Source organism: Verminephrobacter aporrectodeae subsp. tuberculatae At4 (genome assembly GCF_000193225.1).
Classification (GTDB): domain Bacteria; phylum Pseudomonadota; class Gammaproteobacteria; order Burkholderiales; family Burkholderiaceae_C; genus Acidovorax; species Acidovorax aporrectodeae.
Genome location: NZ_AFAL01000189.1, coordinates 1 through 1,959, shown reverse-complemented (window position 1 = coordinate 1,959; position 1,959 = coordinate 1). Strand labels below are relative to the sequence as shown.

Genomic DNA, 1,959 nt, shown 5'->3' with positions numbered 1-1,959 from the left:
TGCGCCAGCGAGAGCGAGGTTTCACGCATCACCTTGGCCCGGTTGGGCGGAGCGATATCGCCGCGGATCGACAGGATCTTGGTGTCGTTGCCTTCCCCCTGCGCCGAGAACGCGGCCTTGATCTCGTAGGTCTTGGTGTCGATCAGCGAGAAGTCGGCGAGCAATTGCAGGCCGTACTGGCGCGTGGCGCTGGAGCTGCCCTGCAGGGGCGAGAGCGCGTCGGTGAACTCGACGCTCGAGACCACGCCGAACAGCACATGGTCGGCGCCGTTGAATTCGCCCTTTTTGATGCGCGCGATCACGTCCGCGACCTGCGGCTGCGCCTGGGGTTGCGCCATCTTGCCGCCCTGCACTTGATTGAGTACCTGCTCGGCCTTGCTCGGCTGGGGCCGTCCGGCGTCAAAGCCCTTGCCCTGCACGAGGCGGAAATAGCTGCCCTGCAGGAGCGCGCCCTTGATGTCGTTGGTGTAGCCGCCGAGCTCGCGCTGCTCGATGTAGCTGTAGCGGCCGGCCACATAGGTGCCGCTGGCCTGCTCGGAGGCCTGCATGGAGTGGCTGCCGGTATGCGCGCCCGAGCCGCCCTGGGGGCCGTGGCTGTAGCTGCCGCTGTGGCTGCCACCCGCGCTCATCTGGCTGCTGTGCTGGTAGGTGCCGGCCACGAAGTATTCGGACACGCGCTGCGCGTAGGCCAGGTCGGTCACGGCGATCCGGGGCGCCGCGCCTGGCCGCGCCGGGGCGGCAACGCCCCAGGCCGGGGCGGTGAGGGTGAGCACGGCCAGGGCCGTGTGCAAAATGGTTCTGCGCTGCTGCATGGTGGTGGTTCCTGGGTAGCGCGCCGTTCAGCGCTTGCTGGTCTTGCGGATTTCTTTCTCGTCCTGCCATTCGACCGTGCCTTCCTGCACGTCGAACAGCTTGAGCGTGAACTTGTAGTACACGTCCTTGGTATTGCTGCTTTGCTTGACGATGCTGGAGAGCTCCCCCTCCATGCTGTACTTGGCCGCCGTCATCTGGCCTATCTTGGCGGTGCTGCCCTGCTTGTACAGGCCGCTCTGGTTCTGGCGCTGCAACTCGTCGACTCCGGCCTGCATTTCGCTGATGGAGCGCACGAAGCGCACCTTGCCCGACTTGACCAGCGCCGTCTGGATCGAATTCATCACGTTGGTGGTGTCGATGTACTCGCTGGTCTTGTTTTTCACGGTGGAGATGGTCACCGTGGGGCGGCCCTGGAAGATGCCGGTTTCGAGCAGCCCGCCGGTCATCTTCTCGGCGATCAGTTGCAGGTCGGTGGAGCCGAATTCGTTGGTCACCAGCTCCACCGCCTTGGCGTCGCCGTAGTCCACTTGGCGGTCGAAGCGCACGGTCGGCGAGGACAGGTCCGTACTCTGGCAGGCCGCCAGGGCCAGGGTGATCGCCGCAAGGGCCAGGATGCGCGCGCTGCGCGCGGGGATGGTTTTTTCTTGCATGGGTTTCGTCCTTCGTGCGCCGGTTTCAGCGCAACTCCACATTCATTTCAAGGCGCAGGTCGATTGCAGCGCTGGTGGGCGCCACGCTTTTGACGGTCTGCTGGCCCAGGCCGAGCACGCGCATCTGCTTCCATGCCTCGCCGTCGCCCACCGGGCCACCCAGGTTGTCCAGCCACTTGAAGCGGTAGAACACCGTGCGGTCGGTGCGGCCCACGTTGGACAGGTCGGCCTGCACCGTCAGGATGTCGTTCTTGCGCACGATGCGCATCTCGCGCACGGCAATGCCGTGGGCTTCGCCACGCAGATTGATCTTGGAGGCCACGGCCAGCGGCGTGGCCGGGTCGTGCTGCTGCGCGTGGGCGGCGCCGACCGGGGTCAGCAGGGCCGCGCATACCACGGCGGGTACGGCGGCGAGGGCAAGGCGGGGTCTCATGCAAAAGGCTCCTTGGGGATGGGAAACGATCGGAATGCTCCGATTCACGGGAGTTGGCGCGGC

The 1,959-nt window shown here is 65.8% G+C and carries 3 protein-coding genes; all 3 read right to left on the bottom strand.

Going from position 1 to position 1,959, the window contains the following annotated elements:
* A partial coding sequence (locus VTU_RS25885) for a hypothetical protein (RefSeq protein ID WP_010101848.1) occupies nucleotides 1-812 on the bottom strand: 812 nt, incomplete at its 3' end.
* A 27-nt stretch (nucleotides 813-839) separates the two neighbouring features.
* Nucleotides 840-1,463 carry a penicillin-binding protein activator LpoB gene (gene lpoB / locus VTU_RS0105705; protein ID WP_010101846.1) on the bottom strand — a complete coding sequence of 208 codons (624 nt, stop codon included), beginning with the start codon at nucleotides 1,461-1,463 and terminating at the stop codon, nucleotides 840-842.
* Between the two features lie 25 nt (nucleotides 1,464-1,488).
* Complete coding sequence (locus VTU_RS0105700) at nucleotides 1,489-1,896, bottom strand: YcfL family putative periplasmic lipoprotein (protein WP_010101844.1); 408 nt, start codon at nucleotides 1,894-1,896, stop codon at nucleotides 1,489-1,491.
* Nucleotides 1,897-1,959: the final 63 nt, after the last annotated feature.

What these genes read in the sequence shown, in the direction of transcription:
- lpoB (WP_010101846.1), bottom strand. Translation starts at nt 1,463, where the DNA reads ATGCAAGAAAAAACCATCCCCGCGCGCAGCGCGCGCATCCTGGCCCTT.
- VTU_RS0105700 (WP_010101844.1), bottom strand. Translation starts at nt 1,896, where the DNA reads ATGAGACCCCGCCTTGCCCTCGCCGCCGTACCCGCCGTGGTATGCGCG.